The organism is Vagococcus sp. QWL-13 (assembly GCF_058683555.1).
The window spans coordinates 64,837-80,000 of sequence record NZ_CM178746.1; the positions used below are offsets into that span (position 1 = coordinate 64,837).

Annotated in this window: 14 protein-coding genes, 1 rRNA gene and 1 other annotated feature (1 of these 16 running past the window's edge); of the genes, 11 read left to right on the plus strand and 4 right to left on the minus strand. The window is 41.9% G+C overall.

Annotated features, from left to right (window positions below):
* Positions 1-68: 68 nt before the first annotated feature.
* The 9 genes from AC4PHI_RS00300 (at position 69) to ald (ending at position 8,514) form a co-directional block, all read left to right on the plus strand.
* Positions 69-587 carry an HdeD family acid-resistance protein gene (locus AC4PHI_RS00300; protein ID WP_492200361.1) on the plus strand — a complete coding sequence of 173 codons (519 nt, stop codon included), beginning with the start codon at positions 69-71 and terminating at the stop codon, positions 585-587.
* A gap of 307 nt (positions 588-894) precedes the next feature.
* A complete protein-coding gene (rsmG, locus tag AC4PHI_RS00305; protein WP_492200362.1) occupies positions 895-1,614 on the plus strand; it encodes a 16S rRNA (guanine(527)-N(7))-methyltransferase RsmG in 720 nt (239 codons plus the stop codon).
* 103 nt (positions 1,615-1,717) lie between these two features.
* Entirely contained in the window at positions 1,718-2,479 is a 762-nt protein-coding gene (locus AC4PHI_RS00310; protein ID WP_492200363.1) for a ParA family protein, read from the plus strand.
* Positions 2,472-3,365 (plus strand): ParB/RepB/Spo0J family partition protein, encoded by an 894-nt coding sequence (locus AC4PHI_RS00315; protein WP_492200364.1) that lies wholly within the window; start codon positions 2,472-2,474, stop codon positions 3,363-3,365. Before AC4PHI_RS00310 ends, AC4PHI_RS00315 begins: the two co-directional genes overlap by 8 nt.
* Positions 3,366-3,383: 18 nt before the next feature.
* Positions 3,384-3,572 (plus strand): DUF951 domain-containing protein, encoded by a 189-nt coding sequence (locus AC4PHI_RS00320; protein WP_492200365.1) that lies wholly within the window; start codon positions 3,384-3,386, stop codon positions 3,570-3,572.
* Between the two features lie 108 nt (positions 3,573-3,680).
* On the plus strand, positions 3,681-4,781 hold the full coding sequence (ychF, locus tag AC4PHI_RS00325) for a redox-regulated ATPase YchF (RefSeq protein ID WP_492200366.1): 1,101 nt from the start codon (positions 3,681-3,683) through the stop codon (positions 4,779-4,781).
* A gap of 51 nt (positions 4,782-4,832) precedes the next feature.
* Positions 4,833-5,522 (plus strand): DUF1129 domain-containing protein, encoded by a 690-nt coding sequence (locus AC4PHI_RS00330; RefSeq protein WP_492200367.1) that lies wholly within the window; start codon positions 4,833-4,835, stop codon positions 5,520-5,522.
* A gap of 235 nt (positions 5,523-5,757) precedes the next feature.
* Positions 5,758-7,245 carry an IMP dehydrogenase gene (guaB, locus tag AC4PHI_RS00335; protein WP_492200368.1) on the plus strand — a complete coding sequence of 496 codons (1,488 nt, stop codon included), beginning with the start codon at positions 5,758-5,760 and terminating at the stop codon, positions 7,243-7,245.
* A 156-nt stretch (positions 7,246-7,401) separates the two neighbouring features.
* Positions 7,402-8,514: an alanine dehydrogenase gene (gene ald, locus AC4PHI_RS00340; RefSeq protein ID WP_492200369.1), complete on the plus strand. Its 1,113-nt coding sequence runs from the start codon at positions 7,402-7,404 to the stop codon at positions 8,512-8,514.
* A gap of 45 nt (positions 8,515-8,559) precedes the next feature.
* Here the strand turns inward: ald and serS are convergent, their stop codons facing one another.
* The 4 genes from serS to croR all read right to left on the minus strand — a co-directional run bounded on the left by serS (position 8,560) and on the right by croR (position 13,330).
* Complete coding sequence (gene serS / locus AC4PHI_RS00345; RefSeq protein WP_492200370.1) at positions 8,560-9,834, minus strand: serine--tRNA ligase; 1,275 nt, start codon at positions 9,832-9,834, stop codon at positions 8,560-8,562.
* A gap of 55 nt (positions 9,835-9,889) precedes the next feature.
* Positions 9,890-10,098 (minus strand) — a binding site (T-box leader).
* A 53-nt stretch (positions 10,099-10,151) separates the two neighbouring features.
* Positions 10,152-11,468, minus strand: coding sequence for a D-alanyl-D-alanine carboxypeptidase family protein (locus AC4PHI_RS00350; protein ID WP_492200371.1), 1,317 nt, complete (start codon positions 11,466-11,468; stop codon positions 10,152-10,154).
* 16 nt (positions 11,469-11,484) lie between these two features.
* A complete protein-coding gene (locus AC4PHI_RS00355; RefSeq protein ID WP_492200372.1) occupies positions 11,485-12,651 on the minus strand; it encodes a sensor histidine kinase in 1,167 nt (388 codons plus the stop codon).
* Entirely contained in the window at positions 12,641-13,330 is a 690-nt protein-coding gene (croR, locus tag AC4PHI_RS00360; protein ID WP_492200373.1) for a response regulator transcription factor CroR, read from the minus strand. The genes AC4PHI_RS00355 and croR overlap by 11 nt, the downstream gene beginning before the upstream one ends.
* Before the next feature lie 182 nt (positions 13,331-13,512).
* Here croR and AC4PHI_RS00365 point away from each other — a divergent pair, with 182 nt between their 5' ends.
* Together AC4PHI_RS00365 and AC4PHI_RS00370 are read left to right on the plus strand one after the other, a co-directional pair.
* Positions 13,513-14,121, plus strand: coding sequence for a histidine phosphatase family protein (locus AC4PHI_RS00365; RefSeq protein WP_492200374.1), 609 nt, complete (start codon positions 13,513-13,515; stop codon positions 14,119-14,121).
* A gap of 357 nt (positions 14,122-14,478) precedes the next feature.
* Positions 14,479-15,164, plus strand: a 16S ribosomal RNA gene (locus AC4PHI_RS00370) (it continues 874 nt past the right edge of the window).

Below are 15,164 nucleotides of genomic sequence, written 5' to 3' on the forward strand. Positions count from 1 at the left end.
AAGCTATTTTTTAACAAAAAGTCTTAAAAGAGATAGAATAGAGGTATAAGAAGAAGGAGCTGAGAATGATGGGGAGAGAAAATGACTTTAATTGGGGTTACTTGATCATCGGCATTCTATTTATCCTTGTTTCGTTGATGTCTTTTGGTAATCCGGAAGGAAGCTTGATTGCAGTAGTAGTGGTGTTTGGTGTGACCGCAATATCAAAGGGGATTTTTGAACTGATCATCAGGAACAAAATGAAGACTTACATTGGATATAAATCAAAAATTTTGATTGTCCTTGGTGTTTTGGATTTGATTATGGGGGTACTTTTATTATTCAATATTGGTGTTAGTGTCTCTTTGCTTCCTTATTTTTTTGCGGTGTGGTTCATTGCAGATTCTGTGGGAGAATTGTCTGTAGCAAAAGTTTTTAAACTAATCAGCAAACCATTTTATTGGTTTACAGTAGCTGCAAATATAATAGGAATTATTTTAGGATTTGTATTGATGTTTAATCCTTTGGTTTCCGCCTTTACTTTAGCTTTTTTAGTTGGTTTTTATTTCATGATTACTGGTATCAATTATATCGTGGCGGCATTTTGAAACTAGGCTGGCAAGTGTTTTACTAAAGAGAAAGGCACTATCTGAAACTGCATGGACTCTTTTAATGGAGAGTTTGTGCAGTTTTATTTGATTTGCTGATTTTTGTATTGCATACTTTAAAAACTAAAATTTTTCTTCCGAGAAATGCAAATAACTAACATTTTTTTAAAATTTTGTTATGATACCTATAAAATAACAATCTCACAATTTAACTGAAAATGAATGAAAGATATTCTGTCTCTACTATTGAACTTGGCGTAAGGATAAGATAAAGTTAAGACAAAATAACTAGCGAAAGAGGATTACTATGACACCTGAAGAGTTTCAAAGAAAACTGAAAGATTACGGCATTGCTTTGACTGACGAGCAAATGCGGCAATACGAACTTTATTTTGATTTGCTAGTGGATTGGAATAAAAAAATCAACCTGACGGCTATTACCGAAAAACAAGAAGTGTATTTAAAACATTTTTTTGATTCGCTGATGCTGGTTTCTGCCAAGGAGGCTTTTCATGAAAAGCTGAGTCTTTGCGATGTGGGTGCAGGAGCAGGATTTCCCAGCATTCCGTTAAAAATTGCTTTCCCCGAATTAAAGGTGACGATTGTGGACTCTTTAAATAAACGGATAAAATTTCTGGCAGAACTTGTGGAGAAACTGAATTTATCTGATGTGTTTTTATACCATGACCGCGCGGAAACTTTTGGAAAAAACAAAGAATTTCGCGAGTCTTTCGATCTGGTCACTGCCCGAGCCGTTGCCCGACTGAATGTACTGGCGGAATTATGTCTGCCTCTGGTAAAGAAAGAGGGATATTTTGTCGCTTTGAAAGCGATGAAGAGTGAAGAGGAAATCACGGAGGCACGTAAAGCCCTTAGTTTACTTGGGGGGAAATTTATCGAGGAAATCGAAGTGGTGCTTCCCGGGGCAGAAGATACACGTAATCTAGTGGTGATTCAAAAGAAAAAAGAGACACCGAAGAAGTATCCTAGAAAGCCGGGAACGCCTAACAAACAGCCCCTAGTTTAATGAAGGATTATAAAGAAATATTGAAAAACTTATGCTATAATAGGAACGTTGACGTAGAGGCGGAAAAGATAAATTAAGTGTGAGAAGAATCGGAGGAAAGACTATGGCACGGATTATCTCAGTGGCTAATCAAAAAGGTGGCGTTGGGAAAACAACAACAACAGTAAATCTGGGTGCATGTCTTGCATATTATGGTAAGAGAGTGCTGATTATAGATATAGATGCTCAAGGAAATGCAACGAGCGGGATGGGTATCAGAAAATCTGATGTCAGCAAGGATATTTACGATGTTTTGGTAAATGAAGAACCTGTTGAAAATGTCGTCCATCCGACAACTAGAGACAATCTAGATGTTGTGCCTGCAACCATCCAGTTGGCAGGAGCAGAAATTGAGCTTACTCCGATGATGGCCAGAGAATCTCGGTTAAAAACAGCCTTGAAGGATATTCGTGAAGAGTACGATTATATTTTGATAGACTGTCCACCATCTCTAGGACATTTGACGATTAATGCCTTTACTGTGAGTGATTCGATTTTGATTCCTGTCCAGTGCGAGTACTATGCCCTAGAGGGGTTAAGTCAGTTGTTGAACACGATCAGGTTAGTTCAAAAACATTTCAATCCAGACTTGCGAATCGAAGGGGTACTGCTGACAATGTATGATGCACGTACAAATTTGGGTTCAGAAGTAGTGGAAGAAGTTCGTAAATATTTTAGAGAACGAGTATATGATACTATTATCCCAAGAAATGTCAGATTATCTGAAGCTCCTAGTCATGGATTGCCTATCATCGACTATGACCTTCGTTCCCGTGGTGCTGAAACGTATCTTGCCTTAGCAAAGGAAGTGTTAGCTCATGAGTAAAAACAGTAAAGGTTTAGGTCGGGGAATAGATGCTTTATTTCAGGACTTTTCTAATTTTGAAGAAGTAGATGTGCAAAAAGAGCAGATTGTAGAAATCAAGCTTTCAGAGTTGCGCCCCAATCCTTATCAGCCTCGTAAAACCTTTGATGAAGAAGGGTTGAAGGAACTTGCCAGCTCCATTGAACAGTCAGGCGTCTTTCAGCCTATCATCGTTCGTAAGTCTGATGTGAAAGGCTACGAGATAATTGCTGGAGAGAGAAGATTCAGGGCGTCCAAAATAGCAAAGAAAGAAACGATTCCGGCGATCGTCCGTGAATTTGATGAAGCAGCGATGATGCAAATAGCTGTGTTGGAAAACTTGCAAAGAGAAGACTTAAACGCTTTGGAAGAAGCAGAAGCCTACGAGATGCTGATGACCAATTTAGATTTGACCCAGTCGGACCTGGCAGAAAAATTAGGGAAAAGTCGGCCTTACATTGCCAACTATCTTCGCTTGCTTTCCCTGCCGGAAGCCGTTAAAGAGTTATTGCAAGACGAGAAAATTTCCATGGGTATCGCCCGTACATTGTTAGGATTAAAAGATGAACGTCAAATCGTTCCGATTGCAAATAAAGTCATGGACGAGCATTTGACAGTCCGGCAATTGGAAAAACTAGTCAATGATTTAAACAGTGACGACGGTAAACCCAAGACCAAGACGGTGATTACTAGAAAAGTTATCAAGCCGTATTATATTTCCGAAAGTGAAGAACGTCTGATGGACAAGTTTGGCACATCAGTCAACATTCAGGAAAAAGGCGGCAAGGGAAAAATCGAGATTGAATACTTGTCAAAAGACGATTTGACAAGGATTTTGGATATTTTAGAAATATCCTTTGATGAATAAACGAGGGAGGAAAGCTGTATGTACGGTTTAGGGGATATCGTAGAAATGAAAAAACCTCATGCTTGTCAGACAAACAGTTGGGAAATCATCCGTATGGGCATGGATATCAAAATCCGCTGTGAAAAATGCCGGCATATAGTGATGATGCCCCGCCGTGAATTTGAAAAAAAGATGAAGCGTGTGTTAGTAAAAAAAGAAGAAAAATGATCTGTTAGATTTTTAAAAAAAATCAAGGATATCGGACCTATAAGAGGAAAGGGAGAGCCGTGACTCTCCTTTTATCTTGCCAAATTAAAGATGAAAGAGTGAAGTTTTATGTCATTAACCGCTGGAATAGTTGGTTTGCCGAACGTTGGAAAATCGACTCTTTTTAATGCGATAACAAAAGCAGGAGTGGAAGCTGCCAATTATCCTTTTGCCACAATCGATCCGAATGTGGGGATGGTGGAAGTCCCAGACGGCCGTTTAGAAGAGCTGACAAAATTAGTCAAGCCTAAAAAGACCGTTCCGGCCACGTTTGAATTTACTGATATTGCAGGAATTGTTAAAGGAGCAAGCAAGGGCGAAGGACTGGGCAATCAGTTTTTAAGTCACATCCGTCAGGTGGATGCCATTTGTCATGTGGTGCGTTGTTTCGATGATGAAAACATCACTCATGTTGATGGACAAGTTGATCCTCGATCAGATATAGAAACCATCAATTTAGAATTAGTCCTGGCCGATCTGGAATCAGTAGAGAAGCGTTACAGCCGGGTGGCAAAGGTAGCAAAAACGAAGGACAAAGAAGCTGTGGCTGAGTTGGCCGTTTTGGAAAAAATCAAACCGGCACTGGAGTCCGGCAGTCCGGTCCGCTCCCTGGAATGGACGGATGATGAAGCGCCGATTGTAAAAGGAATGTTTTTACTAACTTCCAAACCGGTTTTATATGTGGCTAATGTTGCAGAAGAAGATGTTTCCGACCCGGACAGCAATCAGCATGTGCAAGTGGTCAAAGAAATTGCAGCATCAGAAAAAGCGAAAGTGATCATCGTCTGTGCCAGCGCAGAAGAAGAAATTGCCGAGTTGGATACTGAAGACCGGGGCGAATTTTTAGAAGCCTTGGGCATTGAAGAATCTGGTCTGGATCAGCTGATTCGTGCGTCTTATGATTTGTTAGGCTATGCAACCTATTTTACCGCCGGCGAACAAGAAGTCCGGGCATGGACATTTAAAAAAGGAATGAAGGCGCCCCAGTGTGCCGGCATTATCCATACTGATTTTGAAAAAGGGTTTATCCGTGCCGAGACCGTTTCTTTCGAAGATTTAAAAAAATACGGCAATATGCTGGCAGCGAAAGAGGCTGGTCGCGTGCGTTTAGAAGGAAAAGAATACGTCGTTCAAGACGGCGATATCATGTTGTTCCGATTTAATGTATAATAGTTTTATCCGGTATGAAAATACAAGTCTGTCATTTGTGGAGGGATTTCTTTGGAGACACAAGAATTAAGAGAACTTGTGAAGCAAAATCGAGAGTTAGAAGAACAGCTGACCAAAAAAAATCAACAGTATATTTTTGATTTGAAAAAAGCACTTAATCTGGCAAATTTAACAGAAGAGAAAAAAGTTGCTGCTTTAGCTGAGATGCTGCCCTTGTTGGTAGAAGGGCAAAGAACTGGACAAACAGCAAGACAACTATTTGGAACGGTATCGGAAAGAACAGAGTATATCTTGGCGGCACCTGAACCTGCAAAAAAAATGCATTTCAAAGAATTATGGTTAGATAATTCCCTAATGTTATTAGGTTTTCTAGGGCTGATTTCAGGTGTGATGCCGTTGATCAGCAAAACGGATGGTGCTCAGCAATATGGGATAACTACATTGATTATGGGTTCCTTTTCCGGTGGAGCAGCGTTCTATTTGATCGGCAAGTATGTCTATCATTCCAATGGCACAGCAGATGCTAACGCTAAAAAACCGGGCATAATAAAATCAATGTTGCTGATGGCAGGGATTACACTGGGGTGGATGGTTGTATTTATGGGAACAGTCTTTATTCCTCTCCAACTCAACCCTATTCTTGATCCGGTCATCTACGTGATTGTCGGGGGCGGAGCGTTTCTGGTACGCTGGTACATCAGGAAAAAATTCAATATCACCGGCAGCTTGTTTAGCCGCTGATTATTTTGACACTAACTTTTGTTGAGTTGGTGTCTTTTTTTTTGAGAATGAACTAGTCATTAATCGCCGAAAGTTTGATGTTGATTTTTTTCAGGGTTAATGAACAGCCAAAAAATCTGCAGACAGGAAATGAGTTTGTTTAAAAGGTGATGAGAAAATCGTTGATTCATTGACTTATGAGGCTGGATTTGGTACTTTAATAGATAAAAAACAAGTTAGGGAGTGGCGAACAATAATGTCTAATTGGGAAACAAAGTTTGTAAAAAAGGGTTATACTTTTGATGATGTTTTATTGGTTCCTGCAGAAAGTCATGTGCTACCAAATGAAGTAGATCTTAAAATCAAATTGGCCAAAAATCTGCATCTGAATATCCCTTTTATGAGTGCCAGTATGGACACTGTGACTGAAAGTAAAATGGCCATTGCCATGGCACGTCAAGGCGGTCTGGGTGTCATTCATAAAAATATGTCGATTGATGCTCAAGCCGATGAAGTACGTAAGGTGAAGCGTTCAGAAAGCGGCGTGATCATTGATCCGTTTTTCTTAACTCCGGATCATACGGTGAAAGAGGCCGAGGAACTGATGTCCCGCTACCGTATCAGCGGAGTCCCAATAGTAGACACTTTAGATAACCGGAAGCTCGTGGGTATTTTAACTAATCGTGACTTGCGATTTATTACAGATTACAGTGTAGACATTGATGAAGTGATGACAAAAGAAAATCTAGTGACGGCACCTGTGGGAACTTCATTAAAGGATGCAGAGAAAACACTGCAAAAATATAAAATAGAAAAACTCCCGATCGTGGATGATGAGTATCGTTTAAGCGGATTGATCACAATCAAGGATATCGAGAAGGTGATTGAATTTCCTTACGCCGCAAAAGATGAACACGGCCGTCTGCTGGCAGCGGCAGCTGTAGGTGTGACAAGTGACACGTTTGAACGGGCGACAGCTCTATTAAAAGCAGGAGCAGACGCCATCGTCATCGACACTGCTCACGGACACAGTGCAGGAGTATTGCGGAAAATCAGAGAGATCCGCGATCATTTCCCTGAAGCTACATTGATTGTAGGGAATGTGGCAACTGCTGAAGGAACGAAAGCATTGTATGAAGCGGGAGCAGACGTGGTCAAGGTAGGAATCGGACCTGGTTCGATTTGTACGACCCGTGTGGTAGCTGGTGTGGGCGTGCCTCAACTGACTGCGATTTATGATGCAGCCTCAATTGCCAGAAAATATGGCAAGACCATTATTGCTGACGGCGGTATCAAATTCTCAGGAGATATCGTTAAGGCTTTAGCTGCAGGGGGTCACGTGGTTATGCTGGGCAGTATGCTGGCTGGGACGGATGAATCTCCAGGAGAATTCGAAATTTTCCAAGGGAGACGTTTCAAAGCTTATCGCGGGATGGGTTCTCTGGCTGCGATGGAAAAAGGTTCCAGCGACCGTTACTTCCAAGGAGGAACAAACGAAGCCAATAAATTGGTTCCCGAAGGTATTGAAGGCCGTGTGGCTTACAAAGGCTCTATTGCAGACATCGTCTTTCAAATGGTTGGCGGTTTAAGAGCCGGTATGGGCTATGTGGGCGCAGCCGACTTGGCGCAGCTGCGTGATAATGCGCAATTTATTCAGATGAGCGGTGCCGGATTGAGAGAATCTCACCCTCATGATATTCAAATCACTAAAGAAGCACCGAACTACTCAATCGAAAGCCAATAAAATTTTAAAAGCCCTTGAAAGCCGTTTGTCGGCTTTCAAGGGCTTTTTGATGAAAAAATGATGAGAAAAATACCCTCACAATGATAGTCATGGGACGATTTTTGTAGTATAACTATAAGGTAAGATGCTGATTTTTTTAGAAAGGAAGCAAAAAACATGAAAATAGGTGTGCCTAGAGAGATTAAAAATAACGAAGACCGGGTGGCAGTAACACCTGCCGGAGCAATGACACTGATTAAAGCAGGACATGAAGTGCTAGTTGAAAACAATGCGGGGTTGGAGTCAGGTTTTTCTGATGAGGAGTACCGTCAGGCAGGAGCAACAGTGACTGAAAACGTGCCAAGTGTTTGGGAATCCGAAATGGTAATAAAAGTCAAAGAACCAGATGTGAAAGAATACGACTATTTAAGAAAAGGTTTGATATTGTTTACTTATTTGCATTTGGCACCGGCTGTTGATTTAACTGGGGAATTGATGGCAAGGCAAGTGACCGCTGTGGCTTATGAAACCGTGCAATTAAAAAATGGCAGTCTTCCTCTTTTGACACCAATGTCAGAAGTAGCGGGACGGATGGCCACTCAAATAGGAACACAATATTTGCAAAAAACCAACGGAGGTTCAGGCATTCTTCTGGCAGGGGTCCCGGGAGTGGAACGCGGGAAAGTTGCAATCATCGGCGGGGGTGTTTCCGGATTGAACGCTGCAAAAGTCGCCATCGGTTTAGGGGCGAGAGTGACGATTTTAGATATCAATCCTGCCCGCTTGGCTGAACTGGAAAATATTTTCGGCAACAGCATTCAAACGCTGATATCTAATCCATATACGATTCAAAAAGCGGTGACAGAATCAGATTTGGTCATTGGGGCAGTTTTAGTTCCCGGACGCCGGGCACCGAGACTTGTTTCAGAAGAGATGATAAAGAGCATGCGGCCTGGGTCAGTGGTAGTCGACATTGCAGTCGACCAAGGGGGAGTTTTTGAAACGACTGACAAGATAGGTTCTCATGACCGGCCGACTTACTTGAAACACGGGGTAATCCACTATGCAGTGCCTAACATGCCGGGGGCAGTTCCTCGTACGTCAACATTGGCATTGACGAACAGCACACTGCCTTATGCTTTGGAAATTGCGAATAAAGGCGTTGTCCAGGCGGCAAAAGATAATCCTGCGATTTACAAAGGTGTGAATATGCTTGATGGGATTTTGACCATCAAGGAAGTAGCGGAGGATCAAGGCAGAAACTATACGCATTTAACTGAATTGATATAACAAAAGGTCGAGATGGATTTTTTCTTCTCGACCTTTTGTTTTCGCTTATTTAGTTATTTTAGTGACACCGCCCATATATGGGACCAGTGCTTCAGGAATCGTGATACTGCCGTCTTCATTTTGATAATTTTCTAAAATACCGACAACCGTACGGCCGACCGCAAGTCCAGAACCATTTAAAGTGTGTGCCAATTTTAAATTGCCTTCACTATCACGGTAGCGAATCTTACTGCGCCGGGCTTGAAAATCAGTACAGTTAGAGCAAGAGCTGATTTCACGATACATATTTTGGCTTGGGACCCAAACTTCCAAATCATATGTTTTGGCAGCTGAGAAGCCCATATCTCCAGTGGATAAGGCAAGGACACGGTAAGGCAGATTCAATCTTTGCAAGATTGTCTCGGCATTTTGTGTCATCTTTTCCAATTCATCATAAGAAGATTCTTGGTCAGTGAATTTCACCATCTCCACTTTGTTGAATTGATGGAGACGAATCAATCCACGGGTGTCTCTTCCGGCACTGCCTGCCTCGGAACGGTAACACGGGCTGAAAGCAGTAAAGTATTGAGGCAGAAGTTCGCCTGGGATGATTTCTCCGCGATAATAATTAGTCAAAGGGACCTCAGAAGTAGGGATTAATGTCAGGTCCTCTCCTTCAATTTGGAAAACATCTTCAGTGAATTTTGGAAATTGTCCTGTGCCGTACATTGATGCACTGTTCACTAAATTCGGCGTCAGCAATTCTGTGTATCCGTGCTCGCCGACATGGATATCGATCATAAAATTGATTAAGGCGCGCTCTAAACGGGCACCAAGGCCTTTGTAATAAAGGAAACGGCTCCCGGAAACTTTTGCCCCTCTTTCAAAATCTAAAATATCCAGATCCTCACCTAAATCCCAGTGAGCTTTGATGTCAAAATCGAATTGTTTCGGCTCGCCCCAACGGCGTACTTCCATGTTTGCATCCTCGTCTTCCCCAACAGGGACACTGTCATGGGGAAGGTTTGGCAAGCCGGAAGCAATGGCCTGGATTTTTTCATCAACTTGATGAAGAGAATCATCAAGCGTTTTGATTTCTTCTCCTACTAGTTGCATCTCTTTGATTTTTTCTTGGGCATCTTCTTTTTGTTTTTTTAGTTGTGCGATTTCTTGTGATACTTTGTTACGGTTTTTCTTTTTTTCTTCTGTTTCAACGATTAGTTGGCGCCGCTGTTTATCTAACGCCAAATAGTCATCCAGCTGTTGCGGATCGACTCCTCTGGTTTTCAGTTTTTTCTTGACTTCCTCAAAATTGTTGCGAATGTTTTTTATATCTAACATGGCTGTTCCTCCTTAAAAAATTTAAAAATAAAAAGTCCGCCCTAAGAGCCTCGGCTCTTGGGACGAACTGCAATTAATTCGCGGTACCACCCAAATTCAGTATCTTGATACTGCACTTGTCATGTTGGATAACGGCCAACGCCGAAATGAATTATTTCTTCACTTTCTTTTTAGCGAGGCGGATTCTTGCTTGTTTTCTATTAGCTTTCACCAGCCGCTAATTCTCTTGAAAAAAACAAAACAGTACTATTCTCGCAAAGAGTTCTTATTTCTGATGTTTAAAGTATAGCGAAGGCTCGGAATCTTGTCAAATCTTGTCAAAAGAGATTTTCAAAAAAATTTTGTATTGATTGCCAGACTTTGAGATACCAAGGGAGCAGTTCGATGGTACGGTCCGCGTATACTTCAGCAGTCAATGTTTGATCAGGTAAAAAAACAGTGTCTAGGGAATGACTGGGACTTTCGATCAAGAGAGTGCCGATAAGTTCGCCTTCTTCGATAGGAGCCTGTAAACTCCCATCAATGTCAGTGCTTGACGGGTCAAGTTCAAAGCGGACGGCTAATTCGTCAGGCTGGGCTTTGTTGACCCACGCAAAAATATCATTCTCTAATCTCAATGACACCGTGTCCTGTCTGCCGTTTTTGACTGGGACATCGCCAACAGAAGAAATCGGCGAATCTTTAGCATAAAGCAAACTGTATTCCCAGTCATCCAGTGCATGATCCATCAAGCGGGCGGTTTCGGTGAAACGTTTCCCGGTATCTTCTTCAAAAGTTTCCACATTAAGAATGACTGTGATTATCCGCCGGTCGTTTTTGGCAATGGTGCCGACAAAACAAGTGCCGGCCAGATCAGTGGTGCCGGTTTTCAGTCCATCGACCCCTTCTTTATGAAATTTTTGCCCTTCAAGCAGCTGGTTGGTTCCCACCAAAATGGTTTCAAATTCAGTGCCCGCCGCAAAAATGTCAGATTTTTTTGACGTATATTCTAAAACTTCTGGAAAGTCGTTTAACAAATGAAAAGCAACAATGGCTAAATCTTTAGCAGACATCAAGTTTTCCTCTCCGGGTTGACTGCCCGGGAAAATTTTACCTAAAGCATCATCGTTGTTGATACCGGAAGCGGAAATGATATAGCCGCTTTTGATACCCCAAGAGTCTAATTTTGCCCGCATCAATTCCACAAAAGCTGGTTCGCTGCCGGCTATTTTTTCTGCTAGAGCTACTGCCGCTGCATTAGCGGAAACTTTTTCAGTTGCAATGAACAAATCTCTCACAGTGTACGGGTAATTTTCAAATAAAAAAACATTGGATAAAGTAATATTATGGCTTAATTCTTCCAAGTGCTGTGAAATGACGATTTCTTCATCCCAGGATAAACTGCCGTTGTCGATGGCCTCCAAGATCAAGTACATGGTCAGCAGTTTTGTGGTCGAAGCAATGGGCAGTGCTTCATCAGCATTGTGTGCATAAAAAATATTTCCTGTGTCTGCATCGATGGCAATTGCCGCAGAAGCATCCACTGAAAACCCCGTGTCGTCTTCCGAAGCCTCAGCTGTTTGCGGGATGAAAAAAAACAAAAGAAACAATAAGCTAAAAATTAATATCGATTGGACAGAGTGCCGCTTTTTCATGAAAATCTCCTTCTGTTCAGCTATTATCGGCGGGGCTTTCAATAGGCAAATGAATAACGAATGAAGTCCAGCCATTATCTGATTTTACATAAATATAGCCGCCATGTAAAACAATAATGCTTTGTGTAATCGCTAAACCTAAACCTGTGCCTCCGGTTTCCTGGGAACGAGAAGATTCCACACGGTAAAAACGCTCAAAAACTAGATTCAGCGCTTCTTGGGGGATGGTAGAACCGTTATTTTTAACAGTGATAACCGCTTCGGAGCCTATTTTCTCAGCCATCAGAATAATTTGATCCCCATCTCGTCCATACTTAAACGCGTTTATAATCAAATTGTTGAATACCCGGACTAATTTTTCCGTATCTCCCTCCATGATGAAAGGCGTGGGAGTACAAATTACATCGATGGTCATTTCCTTCTTCTCTGCTTCTAATTCGAAGTCAATAACCAGTTGTTCCATCAACTGATGAAGATCGAAGGTAATAATATTCAGCTGGGTATTTTTCTGCCGGACTTTTGTATATTCGAATAAATCATCTACTAAAATTTTCATTTGTTTGGCTTTTGAATAAGCAGTATTAGTGTAACGAAGCAATTCGGCTTCCGACTGGTAACGTCCTTCTTCGATTAATCCTAAATAACCGATAATAGAAGTCAGAGGTGTCCGGATGTCATGGCTGATGTTAGTAATCAGTTCATCCTTTGATTTTTCGATTCTCCGCTCTTCTTCCATGGCCTTGACCGTGCTATTGACCAGGCCGTTCACGCTGGAAACCACTTTGCCAAGATCCCCTTTCAGTTTGAAAGGAATTCTGTGATCGTAATTACCGTCTGCGATATAGTGAAGCTCTGTGATGATGTGACGCAGCTGCATTTGCCGGTAACGCCGCACCAACCGCCACAACAAGACGAAGATATCAATGATGATTAAAAAAAACATTGCCACTTTTCCTAAAGAGTAGACTGCCGTATTAAGAAATTTCTCAAATAAGACTTCTTTAAACCCATAGATAATATCCGTCAAATCCTGGCTGCCGTCAATAATCAGGCGGCTGACAGCCAAAATAGCAATGTTTAGCAGGATGAGCAAAATAATTGTGACGATGGCTTCAAGGACCAGCTCGCTTTTTTCTTTTGACGTCAAACGGATTCTGGTCGCCTGCTGTCTATTAGTTTTCATTTATTTTATAGCCCACTCCCCAAACCGTTTCAATGACTTTTTCTCCGCCGGTGGCTGTTTCGATTTTGTCTCGCAGATGGCTGACATGAACCATCACCGTTTTGGCTGACACCAGACTCTCCTGCTGCCAGACCCGTTCGAAAATTTCTTCCGCACTGAAGACCCGGTTAGGGTGACTGGCTAAAAGGTGCAAAATCCCAAACTCTAAAGCAGTTAATTGGATATCGACACCGTTTTCTGTCATCACCTCATGGGAATCTTTTTTTATGATTAAGGGTCCCACTTCTAAAATATCCGGAGTATCCGTTGTGATTTGCATGTGTGTTCTTCTTAATAAAGATTTGATTCGGGCCATCACTTCAAGAGGATTAAAAGGCTTTGTGACATAATCATCCGCTCCGGCGACAAGTCCTTGGATTTTATCCATATCGGTTATTTTTGCCGTCAGCATGATGATAGGAATTTGGGACTCCTTGCGCAATTCTTTGACCACTGCCATGCCGTCCATTTTAGGCATCATAATGTCTAAAATCATTAAATCGATATCAGGATTCGTAATGACTTTTGTCATTGCTTCTTTTCCATCGTAAGCTTTGACCACATCATAGCCTTCATTTTTAATGTAAATACTCAGCAGTTCTACAATTTCTTTATCATCATCTACAACTAATATCTTCATGACTGTTTCCTCCATCTTCCTTCATCGTTGGATTTCTTCTTACCATTGTAACAAACTTTGTTGGAATATCAGATTAATTTGAAGGAATTAAACGAAAATTTTAAAATGTTTGAGTAAATCCCTTTTTTGGGTAATAATAGTATAGAGAGCGTGAAGCTTGAAAAGGAAAAGAGGGGTTAATTGTGAAAATTTATTTTGTCAGACATGGGCAGACGGAGTACAATTCTATCGGAAGAATGCAGGGCGGAAAAGTTGACTCCCCTTTGACGGAAAAAGGGATTCAACAAGCACGTATGGCGGGGAAAATGCTGAGAGACACAACTTTCGATCGTGTCTATTCCAGTGACCAGCAGCGGGCATTCAACACTGCGGAATATATTATAGAAGAAAACAAACGTAATGATTTGGTGCCTATTCCAAACAAAGGTTTCAGAGAACTGTATTTCGGGACATGGGAAGGCCGTTATGTGGCGGAAATAAAAAAAGAAAAAGAATATATTAATTTAAGGACATGTCCTCAACGATACAATCCAGTTGTGCACAGTGGAGAAACTTACCCAGAATTGATAGAACGAGCAAGCAAAGCATTATTCACTATCATAGACGACAATCAGGGAGCGGAAAATCTTTTGGTGACCTCCCACGGGATTACTATCACGAGTCTAGTCCGCTCGTTAGCCGGCTTTCCATTAGCAGACTTGCGAAAAGAAGGTTTGGTAGAAAATGCAAGTATTTCTACAATCAAAGTGCTTCAAAAGGAGATAGAAGTGCTTGAATTCAACAGACATTAAAGAAAATAAAAAATATTTATAAAAATTAAATTTAACTGTTGACTTTTCATTTCTATATGGGATATAATTCAGAAGCTGTCTAAATGAAAGACAGAACAGTCTTGCGAAAAAATTTTTAAAAAAGTTAACAAAAGTAGTTGACATACTCAACTAATGATGCTAATATTTAGAAGTTGTCGCAACAAGGCAACCGACAGCTTTTGCGGCTGTCATGTAGACCTTTGAAAACTGAACAATGAATAAGACGAACCAAATGTGTAGGGGGTTTTACTTCTAGTAAAACCATACTAAATTTAGTGAAGTCAATTCGCTAGCAAAATATTTAATGAGCTAAACATCGCAAGATGTAATCATACTTTTATTGAGAGTTTGATCCTGGCTCAGGACGAACGCTGGCGGCGTGCCTAATACATGCAAGTCGAACGCTTTTTCTTTCACCGGAGCTTGCTCCATCGAAAGAAAAAGAGTGGCGGACGGGTGAGTAACACGTGGGTAACTTGCCCATCAGAGGGGGATAACACTTGGAAACAGGTGCTAATACCGCATAATTCCAGTGACCGCATGGTCATCGGATGAAAGACGCTTTCGGGTGTCACTGATGGATAGACCCGCGCTGCATTAGCTAGTTGGTGGGGTAAGGGCTCACCAAGGCCATGATGCATAGCCGACCTGAGAGGGTGATCGGCCACACTGGGACTGAGACACGGCCCAGACTCCTACGGGAGGCAGCAGTAGGGAATCTTCGGCAATGGACGCAAGTCTGACCGAGCAACGCCGCGTGAGTGAAGAAGGTTTTCGGATCGTAAAACTCTGTTGTTAGAGAAGAATCAGCGGGAGGGTAACTATTCCCGCCCTGACGGTATCTAACCAGAAAGCCACGGCTAACTACGTGCCAGCAGCCGCGGTAATACGTAGGTGGCAAGCGTTGTCCGGATTTATTGGGCGTAAAGCGAGCGCAGGCGGTTCCTTAAGTCTGATGTGAAAGCCCCCGGCTCAACCGGGGAAGGTCATTGGAAACTGGGGAACTTGAGTGCAGAAGAGGA

Coding starts and splice junctions, on each gene's coding strand:
- AC4PHI_RS00320 (WP_492200365.1), top strand. CDS start 3,384: ATGTACGGTTTAGGGGATATCGTAGAAATGAAAAAACCTCATGCTTGT.
- AC4PHI_RS00310 (WP_492200363.1), top strand. CDS start 1,718: ATGGCACGGATTATCTCAGTGGCTAATCAAAAAGGTGGCGTTGGGAAA.
- guaB (WP_492200368.1), top strand. CDS start 5,758: ATGTCTAATTGGGAAACAAAGTTTGTAAAAAAGGGTTATACTTTTGAT.
- rsmG (WP_492200362.1), top strand. CDS start 895: ATGACACCTGAAGAGTTTCAAAGAAAACTGAAAGATTACGGCATTGCT.
- AC4PHI_RS00350 (WP_492200371.1), bottom strand. CDS start 11,468: ATGAAAAAGCGGCACTCTGTCCAATCGATATTAATTTTTAGCTTATTG.
- croR (WP_492200373.1), bottom strand. CDS start 13,330: ATGAAGATATTAGTTGTAGATGATGATAAAGAAATTGTAGAACTGCTG.
- AC4PHI_RS00300 (WP_492200361.1), top strand. CDS start 69: ATGGGGAGAGAAAATGACTTTAATTGGGGTTACTTGATCATCGGCATT.
- ald (WP_492200369.1), top strand. CDS start 7,402: ATGAAAATAGGTGTGCCTAGAGAGATTAAAAATAACGAAGACCGGGTG.
- AC4PHI_RS00315 (WP_492200364.1), top strand. CDS start 2,472: ATGAGTAAAAACAGTAAAGGTTTAGGTCGGGGAATAGATGCTTTATTT.
- ychF (WP_492200366.1), top strand. CDS start 3,681: ATGTCATTAACCGCTGGAATAGTTGGTTTGCCGAACGTTGGAAAATCG.
- serS (WP_492200370.1), bottom strand. CDS start 9,834: ATGTTAGATATAAAAAACATTCGCAACAATTTTGAGGAAGTCAAGAAA.
- AC4PHI_RS00355 (WP_492200372.1), bottom strand. CDS start 12,651: ATGAAAACTAATAGACAGCAGGCGACCAGAATCCGTTTGACGTCAAAA.